The sequence below is a fragment of the [Rhizobium] kunmingense genome, assembly GCF_977018605.1.
In genome coordinates this window covers 990,983-1,007,696 of record NZ_CDRNXG010000002.1, presented here as the reverse complement: position 1 = coordinate 1,007,696, position 16,714 = coordinate 990,983, and the positions used below count along the sequence as shown (strand labels likewise).

The 16,714-nt window shown below is 59.2% G+C and carries 13 protein-coding genes; 4 read left to right on the top strand and 9 right to left on the bottom strand.

Annotated features, from left to right (window positions below; all coding sequences use genetic code 11):
* Positions 1-17 precede the first annotated feature (17 nt).
* Genes AC0JZ4_RS23140 through AC0JZ4_RS23130 form a run of 3 tightly spaced genes read left to right on the top strand, consistent with a single transcriptional unit; the run spans position 18 to position 4,246 of the window.
* Positions 18-722, top strand: coding sequence for a response regulator transcription factor (locus AC0JZ4_RS23140; protein WP_471888815.1), 705 nt, complete (start codon positions 18-20; stop codon positions 720-722).
* 41 nt (positions 723-763) lie between these two features.
* Entirely contained in the window at positions 764-2,974 is a 2,211-nt protein-coding gene (locus tag AC0JZ4_RS23135; RefSeq protein ID WP_471888814.1) for a GumC family protein, read from the top strand.
* Positions 2,975-2,977: 3 nt separating this feature from the next.
* On the top strand, positions 2,978-4,246 hold the full coding sequence (locus AC0JZ4_RS23130; protein ID WP_471888813.1) for a polysaccharide biosynthesis/export family protein: 1,269 nt from the start codon (positions 2,978-2,980) through the stop codon (positions 4,244-4,246).
* Between the two features lie 169 nt (positions 4,247-4,415).
* On the opposite strand, the gene AC0JZ4_RS23125 is transcribed toward AC0JZ4_RS23130, so the two are convergent.
* The 6 genes from AC0JZ4_RS23125 to AC0JZ4_RS23100 form a co-directional block, all read right to left on the bottom strand.
* Positions 4,416-6,833, bottom strand: a complete 2,418-nt coding sequence (locus AC0JZ4_RS23125; protein ID WP_471888812.1) for a glycosyl hydrolase family 28-related protein — start codon at positions 6,831-6,833, stop codon at positions 4,416-4,418.
* Between the two features lie 65 nt (positions 6,834-6,898).
* Positions 6,899-7,870 carry a GDP-L-fucose synthase family protein gene (locus tag AC0JZ4_RS23120; RefSeq protein WP_471889074.1) on the bottom strand — a complete coding sequence of 324 codons (972 nt, stop codon included), beginning with the start codon at positions 7,868-7,870 and terminating at the stop codon, positions 6,899-6,901.
* Positions 7,854-8,921 carry a GDP-mannose 4,6-dehydratase gene (gmd, locus tag AC0JZ4_RS23115; RefSeq protein ID WP_471888811.1) on the bottom strand — a complete coding sequence of 356 codons (1,068 nt, stop codon included), beginning with the start codon at positions 8,919-8,921 and terminating at the stop codon, positions 7,854-7,856. The genes AC0JZ4_RS23120 and gmd overlap by 17 nt, the downstream gene beginning before the upstream one ends.
* A 511-nt stretch (positions 8,922-9,432) precedes the next feature.
* Positions 9,433-10,011: a YceI family protein gene (locus AC0JZ4_RS23110; RefSeq protein WP_471888810.1), complete on the bottom strand. Its 579-nt coding sequence runs from the start codon at positions 10,009-10,011 to the stop codon at positions 9,433-9,435.
* Positions 10,012-10,074: 63 nt separating this feature from the next.
* The gene (locus tag AC0JZ4_RS23105) at positions 10,075-10,938 is read right to left on the bottom strand and encodes a hypothetical protein (RefSeq protein WP_471888809.1); all 864 of its coding nucleotides are present in this window, start codon (positions 10,936-10,938) and stop codon (positions 10,075-10,077) included.
* Between the two features lie 44 nt (positions 10,939-10,982).
* Positions 10,983-11,966: a glutathione S-transferase family protein gene (locus AC0JZ4_RS23100; RefSeq protein ID WP_471888808.1), complete on the bottom strand. Its 984-nt coding sequence runs from the start codon at positions 11,964-11,966 to the stop codon at positions 10,983-10,985.
* 120 nt (positions 11,967-12,086) lie between these two features.
* Between AC0JZ4_RS23100 and AC0JZ4_RS23095 the strand changes: the two genes are divergently transcribed.
* On the top strand, positions 12,087-13,016 hold the full coding sequence (locus AC0JZ4_RS23095; RefSeq protein WP_471888807.1) for a LysR family transcriptional regulator: 930 nt from the start codon (positions 12,087-12,089) through the stop codon (positions 13,014-13,016).
* A gap of 91 nt (positions 13,017-13,107) precedes the next feature.
* On the opposite strand, the gene AC0JZ4_RS23090 is transcribed toward AC0JZ4_RS23095, so the two are convergent.
* From AC0JZ4_RS23090 to AC0JZ4_RS23080, 3 genes are read right to left on the bottom strand one after another with little or no spacing between them, the layout of a single operon-like run.
* The gene (locus AC0JZ4_RS23090) at positions 13,108-14,118 is read right to left on the bottom strand and encodes a sensor histidine kinase (RefSeq protein ID WP_471888806.1); all 1,011 of its coding nucleotides are present in this window, start codon (positions 14,116-14,118) and stop codon (positions 13,108-13,110) included.
* Between the two features lies 1 nt (position 14,119).
* Positions 14,120-14,824: a response regulator gene (locus tag AC0JZ4_RS23085; protein WP_471888805.1), complete on the bottom strand. Its 705-nt coding sequence runs from the start codon at positions 14,822-14,824 to the stop codon at positions 14,120-14,122.
* 45 nt (positions 14,825-14,869) lie between these two features.
* Positions 14,870-16,342, bottom strand: coding sequence for a DUF4153 domain-containing protein (locus tag AC0JZ4_RS23080; RefSeq protein ID WP_471888804.1), 1,473 nt, complete (start codon positions 16,340-16,342; stop codon positions 14,870-14,872).
* Positions 16,343-16,714 lie beyond the last annotated feature (372 nt).

Below are 16,714 nucleotides of genomic sequence, written 5' to 3'. Positions count from 1 at the left end.
TGCAGGAGTGGATCGCAATGTTTCACCACGACGATGAAACCCTTCAACCGGCCGAATTCGGCCCCGTTTATCACGCGGACGGTGGATATATCGCACTGATCGACAGCAGGACGCTTGAGCGGGAGTGCCTGGCACACAGCCTTAATTTCCACCACATCCGCCACAGGATTTTGACATTCTCACAGTTGGGCGAACTGGAGCAATCCAGGCCAACAGTCGGCGTACCTTCGGCGGTTGTTTTCAACACCGGGAATAATTTAGGTCCGGACATCAGTGACAAGATCTCGGAGATCGTGGCAGCCATGGCGCCTGCACCTGTCGTGGTGCTGTCGGATGATGAGGACATAAACACAGTTCTCGACATCATCGGTCTCGGCGTCAGGGGATATATTCCGAGCTCGGTCAGCATCGACATCTGCATACATGCCATCAATTTCGCCATCGCCGGTGGCCGTTTCATCCCGGCCAGCAGCCTTCTGAGTGCGCGCGGTGCCTTCGGGCTGCCGACACACAGTCCAATGCCCGCGCTCAGGCTGACGAGCCGACAGTCTGCAATTGCGGAAGCACTGCGATGCGGCAAGGCGAATAAGGCCATCGCTTCGGAACTGAACCTCTGCGAGAGCACGATAAAGGTGCACATTCGCAACATCATGAGGAAGCTCGGGGCTACGAACAGGACTGAAGTCGCGTGCAAAATGAGTGACATGGTGTGTGAACATTAGCCGAGCACGGCACGCACACGCTGCTTACGCCAGGAAATCCAATGATTCATTCGTCGTCATCAGCCGGAGAACAGGAGGGGCTTCCTCGCCTCATATTCATCTTGCGGGACCGCTGGCGGGCGATCGCGATCTGTATGGCCGTCGGCTTTGCCATCGCTGCGGCCGGCTATCTGAGCAGCCCCATCAGGTTCACGTCCGAGGTGATACTCGCCCTTGATGTGCGCAAGCTCCAGGCACTGCCGACGGAATCCGTCGTGTCGCCCCTGCCGCAGGAAAGTCCTGTCCTGCGCACCGAACTCGATATCATCAGCTCTCAGTCCATGGCCCAGCGCGTTCTCGACATATTGCAGAATGCCGAGGCGACCGGAGGGATGGACGCGACGGAAGCGAACGAAAGCTCGGACGCGAGCCGCGTCGAGAAGGACAGCCGCGCAAACGCCGGCCTTTCCGGCAGCGACAGCGCTGGCTACCGGGCTGGCGACCGGACGGAAATGGTTGAAGAGCTGATGAAGAATGTCCGCGTGATGAACGATGGGCGTTCCTACACGATCTACATCTCCTATTCCGCCAAGGACCCGGCTTATGCCGCGCTCGTCGCGAACACGTTCGGCGAAGCCTATATCGACTACCAGATCGATCTTCAGACGTCGGCCACCCGGCGCGTTGCCGAATGGCTTGGGGAACGGGTTGCCAACCTGCGGGTCAATCTGGAACAGTCCGAAAAGCAGGCGGTTGATTTTCGCAGCAAGGCCGGCCTCACCGACAATGGCGGCATCTCGTTGCAGGCCCAACGGCTCTCCGGCCTGAATATCGAGCTGACATCCCTCCAGGCAAAACTGGCCGGCTCGAAGGCGCGCCTTGCAACCGCGCTGGATGTTCAAGCCAGTGGAAACGGGCTCGGGCTCAATGAAGTTCTCTCATCGCCCAGCATACAATTGCTGCGCGCCGAGCAGGCGCGCGTCATTCGAGCGATCGAGGAAATCGACGAGAGCGGGGCGCGCATGAACCCCTTGTTACCGCAGCTTTCGTCCCAACTAGCCTCGCTTGGAAAACAGGTCAACCAAGAGATAACTCAGGTGATCTCGGCTCTGCGCAACGAGATCGAAATCAACGAAAAGCAGCAACAGCAGGTCGAGGCCAATTTGAAGGCGGTGCAGAGCGACATTGCCGAAAACACCCTGGCAGCAGTGCAATCCGCTCAGCTCGATAGGGAAACGACGGCGAACCGATCGATCTACGAGACCTATCTGACGCGCTATAAGCAGACGATCGAACAGGACGGAATAGCCACGGCAGAAGCCAGGATCATTTCGCGTGCGATACCGAGCACAAGGCCTGCCAGCCCTGACAAGCTTTTGTGGGGACTGCTGGCAATCCTTCTGGGTAGTGGCAGCGGCATTGTCACAGCCATGGTGTTGAACTTCACCGACACGTCCATTCGCTCGATCACTGCACTTCAGCAGAAGGCGGGCCTGGCCGTCATTGGAAAAATACCGCGTATTCCCTCTGACAAGACCCGCAACAGAAATGGAATGTTCATTGGCGACGCAACGGACTTTCTGGGGTCACTCGCCGATTTGCAGACCTATATGCAACTGGCGGAGGACAAGGCCAGGGTAATTGCGTTCACCTCGTCGCTGGATCGCGAAGGCAAGACGTTCGTTGTCGCAAACCTGGCGCGATCGCTTGCATCGAGTGGCGTTAGCCTGGTTGTCGTCGATGCCAACCTGCGCGATCCCGGACTAAATCTCGAGTTCGACGTCCAGTCCAACTGGCACCTATCCTCCATAATCAAGCAGGATACCTCACTTGATGACCTGATCCAGCACGATCTCGGCTCATCTGTAGATGTCATTGTCGCAAGGCAGAACGAGATACCGCCCAACATAGTGCTTGGCAGCAAGCGGTTTTCCGCCCTTATCGCAGAGCTTCGGCAGCGCTACGAGCTCGTGCTGATCGACGCCCCGTCAGTGGCATACGACCTCGATCTCCTGCGTATAGCAACGCTGGCCGATACGACCGTGCTTGTGGTGAGGCAGGACATCGCGAAGGCCGCCGAAATCCAGAATGCGGTGACCAAGCTGCGTTTGGCAGGGCGACATATAACAGGGGTTGTCCTCAACGGCGTCGTCATGCCCAAACACAACCGTTGGCCCGGCTGGTTCAGGGGAGGGGAACAGCGCAGGCCCGCTCACCGCGCGCCAAGCCCGCAGCAGCAGCGGACGCCGGCGTCTGTTGAGAATACGAGGTGAGACATGAGCAATCGTCGATACCGCCTTCCCATTCTCCGGTTCGCCTTCATGATGTCGACGGCACTTTTCGCTCCGCCGACCCTGGTGTCGGCATTGGAGCTATCCGCTCACAAGGTCACCACCGGTGATGTGCTCAACATCACCGTCTATGGTGATCCGGGCCTGACCGGGCTTTTTCCGGTGAGTGTCGAGGGCACGATCGGTTACCCTCTGCTTGGCAATGTCGATGTACTGGGCAAGACACCGGACGAAATCGGCTCTCGGATCGCTCAGGACCTCTCCAGCCATGTTGCAAATCGCTCGGTCGCAGTCGCGATAAAGGAATATGCGCCGATCTTCATCGTCGGTGATGTCCAGAAACCAGGGCGGTACGAATACAGGCCGGGCATGATCGTCCTGGAACTATTCACGCTCGGCGGCGGCATGCGGGAACCCTCGTCCCGCAGGGATTCCTCCGAGGTGCAGCTGATTTCGGCAAGACAGGAATACGAGGACACGTCACTCCAGCTCTTCTCCCATGACGTAAAGCGGATACGCCTCGAGGCGGAACTGGATGGCAAGGAATTCCAGTACGAAACTACGGCAGCGAAAGCGACCGATAATCCCGCTATCCTTGGGCGGATCGTCGATGCGGAGAAGAAGCTCTACAGGCTTCGCCTGTCCGTTCAGCAAGACGAGCGGACCAATCTCGAGGTGCAGCGGCAGAATTTCCTCCAGGAAATCGATACGCTGGAGAAGGGGAATGTCCTGCGCAATCAGCAGTTCGAACTTCTCGGGATGGATGTGAACGCCTCCGAGGAACTCGTCACGCGTGGCGCCGCGTCTCAATCGGCGCTTCGGGAGCGCAAACGGGAGCTTTTGGCGATGAACCAGCAACTGCTGGAATCGACGTCCTTTCTGGCCCGCGCCCAACAGAACAGGAACGAAGTGGAGCGACGTATTCTGGAGCTCGACAACAAGCGAAAAAGCGACGCCGCCACCGAATTGCGAGAGCTGGAACTCGACATGGTGCGCTTGCGCACAAAGATGTCGTTCATCCTGCAGACCATGGCCGAAATCGGCGCGGCGGCAACGCGCAAGACAGATCTAGAGGCGGTTGTGCGAACGGAGTTCACCGTCGTTCGTCGAACGGCGGGCGAATATAGGGAAGTGGACGCGGATGAATACACGGCAATAGAGGCCGGCGATATCATCCGCGTCAGCACAGCCATGCCCCAGCAATTTCGCTCCGCAGGCAGCGGCGGCGGTAATAACAATAATGGTGGCCTGTAACCCGCCAAAGGCGCTGCGCTGATCACAAGAATACCGACCATATGCACCCTGGGATGCATAGACACCTGCATTCCAGGCTTATCTCTGGTTTCGGCAGGGCCAAGAGGTTGCGCTGTCGAACTGGAGCATCTCGTTTGCAAAGCAAAGCGACGGCGTCAAACCCGATATATCAAGGTTCGTCGCGGCTTTCCGCAGGTCCCGCATTGCCACGAGAAAATCCCTGCCAGGTCGAGCCGATATTGATCCAGCTATTATCCTCATGCAGGCTGAGAAACCCGACACTGCCGTCAGGACGCGCGACACCGCGGACAAAATCATTTTTGTAGAGCACCGTATTCAGGCGGCGTGATCGCCGACCAGTGGGACCAGCCTTAAATCGCCCGTCATGCGTCCACATCAGCTTGTAACCGTCGACAAAGCCATATCGAACCCTGTCGAATCTGTTCCGATCGAATACCGTTCCGTTATAGTCGGCACCAGGATGATCCCAGGTCTCGTATTCGACGCCTATATAGGCGATGTCTTCGAACCTATTATGCCTGTAGACATTGCCAAGGCCGCCCCATATTCCGGCAATGCCCGTATCGGCAAAGGTCGTTCCGACATAAAGGCCGCTGTTGCTGCGGCTTACCCTGTTATTGGAATATTGCAGGAAATACGGGCTGAGGCCGTAGGCGGAATCCAACGCGACCGTCATCATTCCATGTCGCATTTGGGAAATTTCATTGCTGTCCACGACGACGTCATAGACATTGCCATAGAGCAGCACCGCGGTGGAATCGGAATCGTGTTGATCATAGGTCGGACGACCTTCGAATGTATTCTTGTAAATCACCGCTCTTGAGGCCGTCGCGGCATAGGCGAAGCGGCTCGTGGCGTCAGGGACAACAGCCCATTTGGCATCCAGCCTGGCAGTTGCCCTATCGATCGACACGATCGAGCGTCGCTGGCCCGCACCCCGACCACCAACGATGACGAGATCCCGGCCGCTCGCCAGGGGGGCGTCCCAGTCACGATCGGAAGCGAAAGTCACGGTGTCAACCGTGGCACCGACGAAGTCGTTCTTCAATCGGCTGCCGACGATTTCAAAACAGATCTGCTCGCCTTTGTTGCAATCGACCTTGTCACAATCGAACGGTGCCGCGTTGCGGGAGACGTTGCCTTCCCAATAGAGGTTTCGCATATTGCCGGCATGCGCCTGGCCGACGAAGAACCGGCCGATACCATTGCCGTCATCACGGCTTTCATCGGCATTGCTCATCTCGTTGCCAATCATCGAAAAATCGCGACCGCCCCAGAGCGCCACAACGGACTCTCCGTTTCCCGTCATCCGAAACCGGTTTCCGGACAGGAATATCTGTCGGCTTGCACCGTAGAACGAACCGTTCTCGATCAGTTCGGAAGCATCGATGAATAGGCCCGATACGCTCTGTGCGTCCAGCGCAGCAGTCCCCCAGGCATCGATCCTGACAGACTGAAGCGAGGCATTTGTCGCCGAGTAAAGCCGAAGCAGCGGCTCCTGGCCGGTATTTGCGCCTCCAGATATCGTCATCTGGCTAAACCTTACATTCGCGCCAGGACTTATGATCATGCTTTCTCCGGTTGCCCGAACAAGGCGGATCTCGGATCTCTCCATTCCATCGCCGAGCCAGGTCACGTCGCCGGGAGAATGCAGCGCATGTGTGATCTGATATGTCCCTGCAGGAAATCGTATGGTTGCAGGGGCAGCCTCGCCTGCAGCGGAAATGGCCTTTTCAAGCGCCACCGTATCATCGGCAACACCATCACCGACGGCACCGAAATCCCTAACGTTGAAGACGGCTTTCTGCTGCTGCACCCATGGCGACTGGTCACTCACCTCAAGTGTCAATGGCCCACTCCAGCCGTAACGACCACCGTGCCCATTATGCATCCAGATCTCATAGGTTGCCGCGGGCAGGTCCGGAACGGCGAATGCAACCCTGAACGGATTGGCGGATACGGGTTCGATATATCGACCTTCTGCCCCGATCGGCTTGAGATAGATGAGAGGCGGCCCTTTTTCTTCACCCAGGGTGAAATTGCGGCCATGGACCGAAATCAGGTCGCCGGCAACTGCCTTCTCGGGTCCAAGCCACCAAGCTTCGGTCCGATTGATCGCCACCATCGGCCCGTGCGCCTGTTCACGTACGGGGCTGATCAGATACATGGAAGACGGTGACAGCGTCTCCGGCAGCAGAAGCGTGGCGGTGGTCGTGTCGGCAGAGAGAGGCGCCACCGAAATCCACTCACCTTCGGCACCATCGCGTGCCTGCGAAAAGATACGGAAGGACGTTGCCCGATCAAGGTCGACGCCCGTCATCGAGACGACTTCACCTCTGTCGGCGATCTTCGAGATCTCGGCGATCACCGGTGCGGAAACGTCGACGGATGGGAATACCGGATTGAAGGCCGCGGTACCGGGCGGCAGGTCCACCTGCGGGTAAACGGCTGAAACGCCGAGGAAAGAGACCGTATCCGTCGCCCCATGCATCAGCCTCGCATCAGAGGATCTTGAGATTGCGACCAGAAGCAGCAACAGCGCGAGCGCCGACAGCGCCCACCTCATAGACCCGTCTCGCAGCCAAACAGTCAGATATCGATATGACGCATTTTCCAGGACGCTCGACATCCCTAGGCTTCCTGCGCAGCCAGGTCCCGCCAGCGCGCATACAGATCGACCAATCCGTCGCGCAGATCGACCTTTGCCTTCCATCCCAGGCTATCCAGCTGACTGCAATCCAGAAGCTTGCGCGGCGTGCCATCGGGCTTGCTGGTGTCGAAGACGATCTCTCCCCGGTAACCGACGACATCTGCAACGAGCAGGGCCAGATCCCGGATGGAAATTTCCTGCCCTGAGCCGATATTGATGATCGGGACATAAGCCTTTTTCTTCATCAGGAAGCAGCAGGCATCGGCGAAATCGTCGACATGCAGGAACTCGCGCAGAGGACTTCCGCTGCCCCAGAGTACGACATGGTTGGCGCCCGATGTCTTCGCATCATGCATCTTTCGCAGCATGGCGGGCATGACATGTGAGTCATGCAGATCAAAGTTATCGTTCTGCCCATAGAGATTTGTAGGCATGACGGAGATGGAGAGTATGCCGTACTGATCCGCGTAGGCCTGCGCCAGCTTCAGTGCTGCGATCTTCGAGATCGCGTAGGCCTCGTTCGTCGGCTCCAGAGGCCCCGTCAGCAAGGCCCTCTCGTTGATCGGCTGTGCAGCGAGCTTGGGATAGATGCAGCTGGATCCCATCCAGAGAAGCTTCTCGACCCCGAGATCGGCCGCGGCTTTCATGATGTTCATCGCGATGAGCGTGTTGACATAGAGGAAATCCGCCGGATAGGCCGCATTGGCGGCTATTCCGCCGACCTTCGCGGCAGCCACGAAGATGATGTCTGGCCGGGCAGCCGCTATCCAGGCTTCCGTGTCGGCCTGGCGCGTGAGATCCAGCTCGTTGCGCGATACCTTGAGAATTTTGCAGTCTTCACGTTGCAAGCGGCGAACCAGCGCAGAACCAACCATTCCATTATGTCCGGCGATCCAGACGCGTTTGCCCTCAAGCCCATATTCCCGTCCAAGCTCATCAACTGACAAGGTCATTCCGCCCCTCCTCGCGAACGATAAGTTTGAGATCGGCTTGAACCATCTCGGTGACCAGATCTGCAAACGATGTCGAATACCGCCAGTTCAGCTTGTTCAGCGCTTTCGTCGCGTCGCCGAGCAGGAATTCAACTTCAGTCGGCCGATAGTAGCGGGGATCGATGACGACGAGGGGATTGCCGGTCTGGCCGCAATAGCCGACCTCGTCGACATCGGTGCCGTCCCACTCTATGGTCCGGCCGACGGCGGCAAAGGCGACCTGAACGAACTCCCGGACACTATGCGCCTCGCCGGTCGCCAGCACATAATCGTCGGCCACGTCCTGCTGGAGCATTCTCCACATGCCATCGACGTAATCGCGCGCATGCCCCCAGTCGCGCATCGCGTCGAGATTGCCCAGGTGCAGTTTCTGGATCAAACCCCGTTCGATCGCGGCAACGCCGCGCGTAATCTTTCGGGTCACGAATGTTTCGCCGCGGATAGGGCTTTCATGATTGAACAGAATACCGTTGGACGCGTGCAGCCCGTAAGCCTCGCGATAATTGACGGTCATCCAGTAGGCATAGAGTTTTGCCGCCGCATATGGGCTGCGGGGATAGAACGGCGTCGTCTCGTTCTGGGGTTCCTTGCCGATGCCGCCAAAAAGCTCGGAAGTCGAGGCCTGATAGAACCGGCAGCGGTCTCCAAGCTTCAGCAGACGAACAGCCTCCAGCAGCCGCAGCGTACCCAATGCGTCTGCATTGGCGGTATATTCGGGCGTCTCGAAGCTCACCTGCACATGGCTTTGGGCGCCGAGATTGTAAATCTCATCCGGCTGAACTTCCTGGATGACCCGGCAGAGGTTCGTCGCATCGGTCAGATCACCGAAATGCAGCTTGAACCGGACATTCGCCTCGAACGGATCCTGATAGAGATGATCGATGCGGCCTGTGTTGAAGGAGGATGACCGCCTCTTCAGACCATGCACCTCATAGCCCTTGGCGAGCAGAAGCTCGCTCAGATATGCGCCGTCCTGCCCCGTTACACCGACTATAAGCGCTTTTTTCGTCATGACAGAAGCCCGTATATTCGTTGCGCGATAGCTGCCTCCAGGCTGCCATTCACAGGAGTATCGCGAGCTGTACCCCGTCCCGCAGCCTGCCAAAAAGGAGGATGACCGGCTCAGGATGTTACATACTTTATTGGTAAGTCATGCTCATCGAGCCATGCCACACTCACCATTAGGCGTAGGCACTACCCGACAGGCTGTCACTTTCATCCAGATTGTCGGATCAACCGGACAGGGAATAATGCATGTGCAGGATAGAGCAGACACAGCAATCTCGCCGGGGATATGAGACCGCGCAGCGAGGCCGCCTGGAACGAGGCTGCATGGATGCCTGCGGCGGTGGACTTGAGCTGAGGTGTATGGACGCCGAACTATGGATCGGGACAGGGAAGGCAGTCGCCCGCCCGCCAGGCATGGTCTTCTGATCGGGGTGGCCGAAGACGATGGCGATGCAGGAAAACGGCGCGAGCGGCTGAATTTAGTCCACCCGCGCCGTAAGTGTCGTCAGGCCGGATTACTTCTTGACGGCTTCGACGTCGATGTCGAGAGCGATATCCGGGCCGAGGCCGAAGTCTGCCATCTTGGAAATACCGAATTCAACGCCGTTGAAGGATCCGGTGGCGGAGAAGCCGGTCTTGATCGTGTTGGCATCCCATGGCAGCGGTGCTTCCGCGTTCCAGGTTACGTCGAGAACCACCGGCTTGGCAGTGCCGAGCAGGGTCAGGTCACCGGTAACCTTGGCGGTCTTTTCACCGGTTTTCTCGATCGCCGTGCTATTGAACGTAATCTGCGGAAACTCTTCGGCGTTCAGGAAATCCGGGCTTTTCAGGTGGGTGTTGCGCTTTTCGTCATTGGTGTCGATGCTGGCGGCTTCCAGCGTGATCTCGACCGAGCTCTTCGTCACATCTTCCTTGTCGAAGGAGATCGTGCCGCTGACGGCCTTGAAGGCACCGTGCGTCTTGGCCCATCCGGCGTGGTTGGTCTTGAAACCGACCCATGCATGCGTCGGATCGATGTCGTAAGTGTCGGCCGCAAAGGCGGCTCCGCTCATCATCAGGCCGGCAAAAGTGGTCGCGAGAATAAGGCGTTTCATGGTTTCTCCTTTTGAGATGCCTCGATGGGCGATGTAGTCCGGAAAACCGGATCGGTTGCAGGCTCAGTCACCTGCCAGAACGGCGATGACGATGGCGGCAATCGCCGGAAGTGCCGTCAATGCGCCGATAGTCAGGGGCCTTAGAAAACGTGGCTGCCCGTCGAAGCCTATGCCTCTGTGGCAGATCAGCGCGAAAACGGGAGCCGGAAGGACGGCAAGGACAAGTGAGGCGGGTGCCGCGTTCGGAGCCAGAAGCACGGTCATCGTCACGCCCATGGCAACCGTCCAGATGAACGAGAATGCTGCAAGGCCCGTAAGTTCGAAGGCGATGTCGTCGCCGCGCAGGTAAGCGATGTAGCGCACCAGAAGCCAGCCGCCGAGAAAGGCAGCAACTGCACCATTCATCTGCGCCATCCCGATGTAACCACCGAGGACGGCGGCGATGGCCGTCGCGATGGCCGTTGCCAGCAGGGCCGCCGGCAATGCGGCGGATGACGACTTGCGCATCCGGGAACCGGAGATTGCGGTGAGCGTAATCGCAACAATGATCATCACGATGGCGAGTGTCGTGGCCTTGGTCGCGTTCGCCGCAAGTACATTTCGGCCCAACCACCAGGCAGGAATGGCGAGCGCCACGATACCGGCTATCGCCACAGTCCAACGGTTCAGAAACCGGCGAAAGGCGATGGCAAAAACCGCCATGACGACACCACCGGCAACCAGAAGGACCGGCAGCTTCTGCCTTGCCGCCACCGGCGGAAAGGGTGGGAAGCCTTCGATAGAAACACTGGCTATGGCGGCCGCCAGCGGGATCAAAAAGACTGTAAAAACGAGCCCGTAAGTCGGCATGCCCCTGCCGATGAGCGATATCGCCAAGCCGAGAAGCAAGGGCAGCAGGACGGTGGTTAGAAGGATTTGGGTGAGCATTCTCTCGTGATCCTGAAGGTTGCCGATGGTTGCGGGCGGGCGGCCTAGTTTTCAGCGTCCGCAGCCACTGCCAGAAGATGCTGGAAATCGAGAAGCGGGCCGACCGGAACGATACCCGTCGGGTTGAGGCTTTCGATCGAGTAATAGCCGCGCTTGATATGGTCGATGCTGACGGTCTCCGCGATGCCTTCGACGGACAGCATCCGATGGAGATGCCGGGTGAGGGCGCGGTAATCGGCGATGCGGCGCAGATTGCATTTGAACAGGCCGTGATAGGCGGCATCGAAGCGCACAAGCGTCACGAACAGCCGGATATCCGCTTCCGTAAGCCGGTCTCCGTTCAGGAAATCCCTGTCCGCCAGCAGGCTATCGAGTTCGTCGAGCATGCCGAACACGTCTGCGAAAGCCTCTTCATAGGCCTCCTGCGTCGTGGCAAAGCCCGCCCGATAGACGCCATTGTTGAGACGCGGATAGATCCGGTCGTTCAGGGCATCGATTTCGCCACGCAGCTCTTCGGGATAAAGATCGACGCTCTCATCTGCCAGCGCCCCAAAGCCGCTGTTGAACATCCGCAGGATGTCGGCAGATTCGTTGTTGACGATCGTCCTGGTCAGCTTGTCCCACAGCACCGGCACGGTTGCCCGGCCGGAGATATGCGGATCGACCCGCGTGTAGATCTCGTGCATGTAGCGGGCGCCGTTCTCGGCATCCTCATTGGCGCCCGGATAGGTTCCGAACCGCCAGCCTTCCTTCGTCAGCACCGGTTCGACGACGGATACGGAGATCAGGCTGTCCAATTTCTTCAGCTTGCGGGCGATCAGCGTGCGCGACGCCCAGGGGCAGATCAGCGCGACATAGAGATGATAGCGACCGGCTTCAGCCTTGAACCCTGCCTCTCCGGTCGGGCCGGCGGATCCATCCGGCGTGATCCAGTTGCGGAAGCTGGACGTCTGGCGAACGAAGCCGCCCTTGGCGTCCTTCGCCTGGACAGGCTGCCAGTCCGCAGTCCATTTGCCATTCACGAGCACAGCGCTCTCCCGATCCTTGCGACAACACGTCGTTTTGCTGGACGGGAAGATGCATCCTCATCCGAAGCATGATAATCGGGAACCTGATCATATCAGCTCACACCAACAGAGTGAGAAAAAATGCTGGACCGCATTGCCGGAATGGAGGTTTTTGCCAAGGTCGCCTTGCATGGCGGCCTGTCGGCGGCTGCACGTGCGCTCGGCATGTCGCAAACGATGGCGACCAAGCACATGGCAGCGCTGGAGGATAGGCTGGGGGTCAAGCTGTTGCACCGTACCACGCGCAAGACCACGCTGAGCGAGGCTGGCCGCCGCTATCTGGAGAGTGTCGAGCGAATCCTGGCGGAATATGCCGAAGCGAACGCGATCGCCGCCGCGGAGCGGATGGAAGTGACCGGCACGCTGCGCGTCAACGTGCCGGTTTCATTCGGGACGAGGGAAATCGTCCCGCTGCTGGCCGAGCTCGCGGATCTTCATCCCGCCCTTGCGATCGATCTCGGCCTGAATGATCGTGCCGTCGATCTCGTGGAGGAAGGCTGGGATGTCGCCATTCGAATCGGCCAGATAAAGGATGAAAGCCTGATCGCGCGAAAACTCGCGCCATGCCGCCTGCTGGTCGCGGCATCGCCGGCCTATCTGCAAAGACATCCGAGGCCGGTACGGGTCGCCGATCTTGGCGCGCACAATTGCCTGGGCTACACGCTCTCGGCGCCGGTCGGCCCCAATCGATGGCAATTCGGCCATGACGGTTCCGTCAGCGTAGCGATCAGCGGCAACCTGCATGCCAACAACGGCGACGCGCTTGTGGCGGCGGCACTGGCAGGGCAGGGCATCGTCTATCAGCCGACCTTTCTGCTCGGTGACGATATCCGGTCAGGTCGGCTCGTATCGCTTCAACTCGATCAGCCGCCATTGGGATTATCCGGCATATTCGCGGTCTATGCGGCCAATCGCAGGCCTCCAGCCAAGGTCAGAGCGTTTATCGACTTTCTCGCGGCAAGATATTCCGGCCAGCCGAGATGGGATCGGGAGATTGTCGATCTTCCGTAGCCACGTTTTCAGCAAGTATGTTACCCGGTCCCGCGCTGGATAGATGGAGCCATTTCGGCAAGGCAATCTTCACGCACAGCCAAGCGACGGCCTATGACCTCGGCACAGACACCGCGAACTCGGCTCCGGGCGCCTGCGACACCCGCAGCATGATATCGCCTCCATGGGACGCGAGCATGGTGCGCGCGATGTCGAGCCCCATGCCGGTCCCTCCCTCCTGGCGTCGGGTAGAGAAGAAGGGCTGGAATATCCGCTCCCGGTTGGCCGGCATTATGCCCCGGCCATCATCGCGGACCAGAATGGTGACGAGTGCTCCCTCGGCCCGCGCCGTCAGGTCGATACGGCTGGCGCCGTTCTGGAATGCGTTTTCCGCCAGGTTTCCGAACACCACGCCGACAGCCTCCGGCGGCAGCGAGAAACGCAGCGCTGGATCCCCGTGGACAGCGATCTCGTGTTCCGGGAACCGCTCGCGCAGTATGTTTGCAACGTCACCGGTGCAGATATACCCGGTCGGTTTGGGAATTTCCGCATGGGCGAGCTCGCGCAAGCGCACCAGAAGCAAGTCCAGCCTTTCCGCATCGGCGATGATGTTTTCGAGAAACCGCAAGCGTTCCGCGCTGGTCATAGAAGGATCGTCGCCGTCATCGCGCAGAAGCTCGGCGGCACCGCGGATCGAGGTCAATGGCGACTTCAGCTCATGCGATACATGCGCTGCAAAGGAGCGTACATACTCGCTGCGGTCGACGAGCTTGCCGGCAAGGTCCAGAAGGCTCTGCGAAAGCGTGGCGATCTCGCGCGTGCCATGGCTTTCGAGCGGCCGTATCGCGGCTCGTCCGCCGCGCGCGATCTCATCCGAGCGCGAGATCAACGCATTGATCGGCGCCGTTATGGTGCGGCTGAGCACATAGGCGACGGCAAGCGTCACCAGAAGCACCGCAAGCAATGCAACCACCTCGGCCGACGTGGTCAAGGAGGCCTCGGTATCTGTCGCGCGAAACCAGATGATGCTGACGATCGGTAGCGCCATGATCGACAGCAGCACGGCGTAGACGATCAGCCCCATCTGTGGCCGCCACTTCGGCTTTACCTGCGGTGCCGGCATGTCACTCTCCCCGTTTGGCGATGGCGCGCAAGGTGAAGCCGACACCATGGATGGTGGTGATGACGCCCTCAGCGCCGATCGCCGCGAATTTCGCACGCAGATTGCGGATATGGCTGTCGATCGTGCGATCTGCGACATAGGTTTGCGGACCATAGGCGGCGACCATCAGCTGCTCGCGGGTAAACACCATCTCCGGTCGTGCCATGAGAGCCTCCAGAATGGCGAATTCGAGCGCGGTGGGAGACAGAACCCGGTCGCCGAAGGCCACCACGCGGCTGGCTCGCTCCAGACGCAACGCGCCGACGACAAGGCCCTGATCGGCTTTCTCGGTCATCCCCGAAGCGCCCGAGCGCCTCAGGATCGTCTTGACCCGCGCCACGAGTTCGCGCGGGCTGAAGGGCTTGGTGACATAGTCGTCGCCGCCGATCTCCAAACCGAGGACACGGTCGATCTCTTCGTCCCTGGCGGAGAGAAAGAGGATCGGGACAGCAGATGTCTGGCGGATTTGCCGGCAGACATCCAATCCGTCCATGTCCGGCATGCCGATATCGAGAACGATGAGATCGCTTTTGCCCGTCCGCCACATCATCATCGCCTGCGCACCGTTTCCGGCTGTCACCGTCGTCATGCCTGCGCGTTCGAGCGCGAAGCAGATGACGTCCCGAATACTCGGCTCGTCATCGACAACTAGGATGCGGTACGCCATGCCAACTCCTGAGAACGTATTGACAGACTTGATAACGCGGTTTCATCACTCGATCAAAGAGGTTGATTGTAAATAGGTTTCCATTCTGTGCGACCTGTAGCTCCAGCTGCGCCAATCACGGGATCTGCCGTCAAACATTTGCGCCAGCCACCGCCGGGCATAGTCAGCCTCCCGCGCCTTGGTTGTCCCGGCCGGGACCGACGCCAGAAAAAGATCCAGCGCCGGGATGGCGGAAGGGCCGAGCGAGGCAAGGTAGTCGACGTCGAGCGAGGCACCCGACTGACCAAGCTCGGCGCTGTTTTCCACGTTGAAGCGTGCGATGAGGCCCGAAACATCTGCAACCGATACGAGATAGAGCACCGTTGCCAGCGTCGCGAGGTTCATCGCGATCAACCATTCGTTGGACCGCCGCCAGACGATCCGCAGCAGGATGAAACACAGGCCCGCAGCCACCAACCCCATCCAGATCAGCGCTGCAAACCTCAATCCGGTCAGCGAATAGGCTTGCACATAGAGATCGAGACGGAGAATGGATGAGAGGCAGAGGAGCACATTCTGCAGGATCCAGGCGACGACAAGGGCGCGTATCACGCGGCTTTCATCTCCCGGACCGCCGCGTCGCATGGCAACAAGGACGAAGACCGCAGCCAGCAATGCTGTTGCCAGGAGGGGATAGGCACCACGATGCGCATATTGCGCGTGGCTCATGCCGGCCGGCAGCTCTGCACCACCCCAGAGATAGACGACATCGAGCATGGTCTGCGTTGCAAAGAGCAGGTTGAACAGCCAAAGGCATCGGATCAGGATCTGCCTGTCGAGACATCCGCCGGCCCGCCCCGTCGGAATAAGATCCGCAGACCTGCGGGGTCTGCACTTGCGCGAGAGCCGTGGACGTATCATTGCCCAGAAGACGCTTGCGACCGCAAGCCAGAGCGTGATCCGCCAGATGTCGAGAAACTGCAGCAGGAAACCGAGATTGATGCGATGAAGCGCCATCTCGACCAGCGGATTTGCCGCGCTGAAGAGCAACAGGAAGACCAGCCCCATCATCAGCGGCAACACCCAGCCGGATGCGTATCTCGACATCGCTGCAAGGATGTTGCCCGAGGAACGGGACCGCAGATATCCCCGGCAGCTCCTCGCCAGGCGTGTCACCATGGCCGGCATGAAGCGAAGCAGGACGGCAGGTGCCGCGCTGAGGCGACCAGGCAGCAGGCCTGCGCGTGACAGTGCGACAAGAGATAACCCCGTCATGGCGGTGATCACGCCGCTGAAAGTCGGCGCCTCCAGCAGGGGCGCGGCGGCAAGAACCGAAATGCCGAAAAGACCGGCCAGTGTGACTGGCCTTGCAGCCCTGGGGGAGGCGAGCAGCAGCGCGCCGACCGACGCGATTGAAAGAAGGAAGAGGTTGAGGCCGGGCGCCTGGTCGAAAACCAGAAAGTCGGCCAAAGCAACGACCGCCAGAACGGCGACAATGCAGCGCTTTGAGCCGCGCGATAGCGGAAGGGCAGCTTTCATGTCTTTTACTTGCATTGCTGAAATCCGCATTGACGCCGAGGCACCGGACTGGAGATCTCGACGCCAGCGGACCGCGCCGAATGTTTGCCGTCGGGATACGGTTCATCTTCAAGCCACCAACCCTCGGTCAAGAGGCGATACGGCAATCTGGGAAGAGCGGAGCGGTCTGGGATGAGGTGCTTTTTCATGAGGCGAAAATTGCCCATGTCGTTTGCAGATTATGTGCAGACCTTTAGGAACTCCTGAGGATTCGGAGAAGGTTTTCAGTAGACTGCGTATAGCGTAACGATGGCGACGTCTGCCGATCCTTCACGGCGTCACTGCTGATCCTCGGCCTGTTCGACCGCCGAATGTAGCGGAAGGCGAAGGTCT

Bases quoted from the DNA above. Each gene is read 5' to 3' on its own strand.
- AC0JZ4_RS23135 (WP_471888814.1), top strand. From the start codon at position 764: ATGATTCATTCGTCGTCATCAGCCGGAGAACAGGAGGGGCTTCCTCGC.
- AC0JZ4_RS23110 (WP_471888810.1), bottom strand. From the start codon at position 10,011: ATGAAACGCCTTATTCTCGCGACCACTTTTGCCGGCCTGATGATGAGC.
- AC0JZ4_RS23140 (WP_471888815.1), top strand. From the start codon at position 18: ATGTTTCACCACGACGATGAAACCCTTCAACCGGCCGAATTCGGCCCC.
- AC0JZ4_RS23130 (WP_471888813.1), top strand. From the start codon at position 2,978: ATGAGCAATCGTCGATACCGCCTTCCCATTCTCCGGTTCGCCTTCATG.
- AC0JZ4_RS23125 (WP_471888812.1), bottom strand. From the start codon at position 6,833: ATGAGGTGGGCGCTGTCGGCGCTCGCGCTGTTGCTGCTTCTGGTCGCA.
- gmd (WP_471888811.1), bottom strand. From the start codon at position 8,921: ATGACGAAAAAAGCGCTTATAGTCGGTGTAACGGGGCAGGACGGCGCA.
- AC0JZ4_RS23080 (WP_471888804.1), bottom strand. From the start codon at position 16,342: ATGAAAGCTGCCCTTCCGCTATCGCGCGGCTCAAAGCGCTGCATTGTC.
- AC0JZ4_RS23090 (WP_471888806.1), bottom strand. From the start codon at position 14,118: ATGCCGGCACCGCAGGTAAAGCCGAAGTGGCGGCCACAGATGGGGCTG.
- AC0JZ4_RS23120 (WP_471889074.1), bottom strand. From the start codon at position 7,870: ATGACCTTGTCAGTTGATGAGCTTGGACGGGAATATGGGCTTGAGGGC.
- AC0JZ4_RS23085 (WP_471888805.1), bottom strand. From the start codon at position 14,824: ATGGCGTACCGCATCCTAGTTGTCGATGACGAGCCGAGTATTCGGGAC.
- AC0JZ4_RS23105 (WP_471888809.1), bottom strand. From the start codon at position 10,938: ATGCTCACCCAAATCCTTCTAACCACCGTCCTGCTGCCCTTGCTTCTC.
- AC0JZ4_RS23095 (WP_471888807.1), top strand. From the start codon at position 12,087: ATGCTGGACCGCATTGCCGGAATGGAGGTTTTTGCCAAGGTCGCCTTG.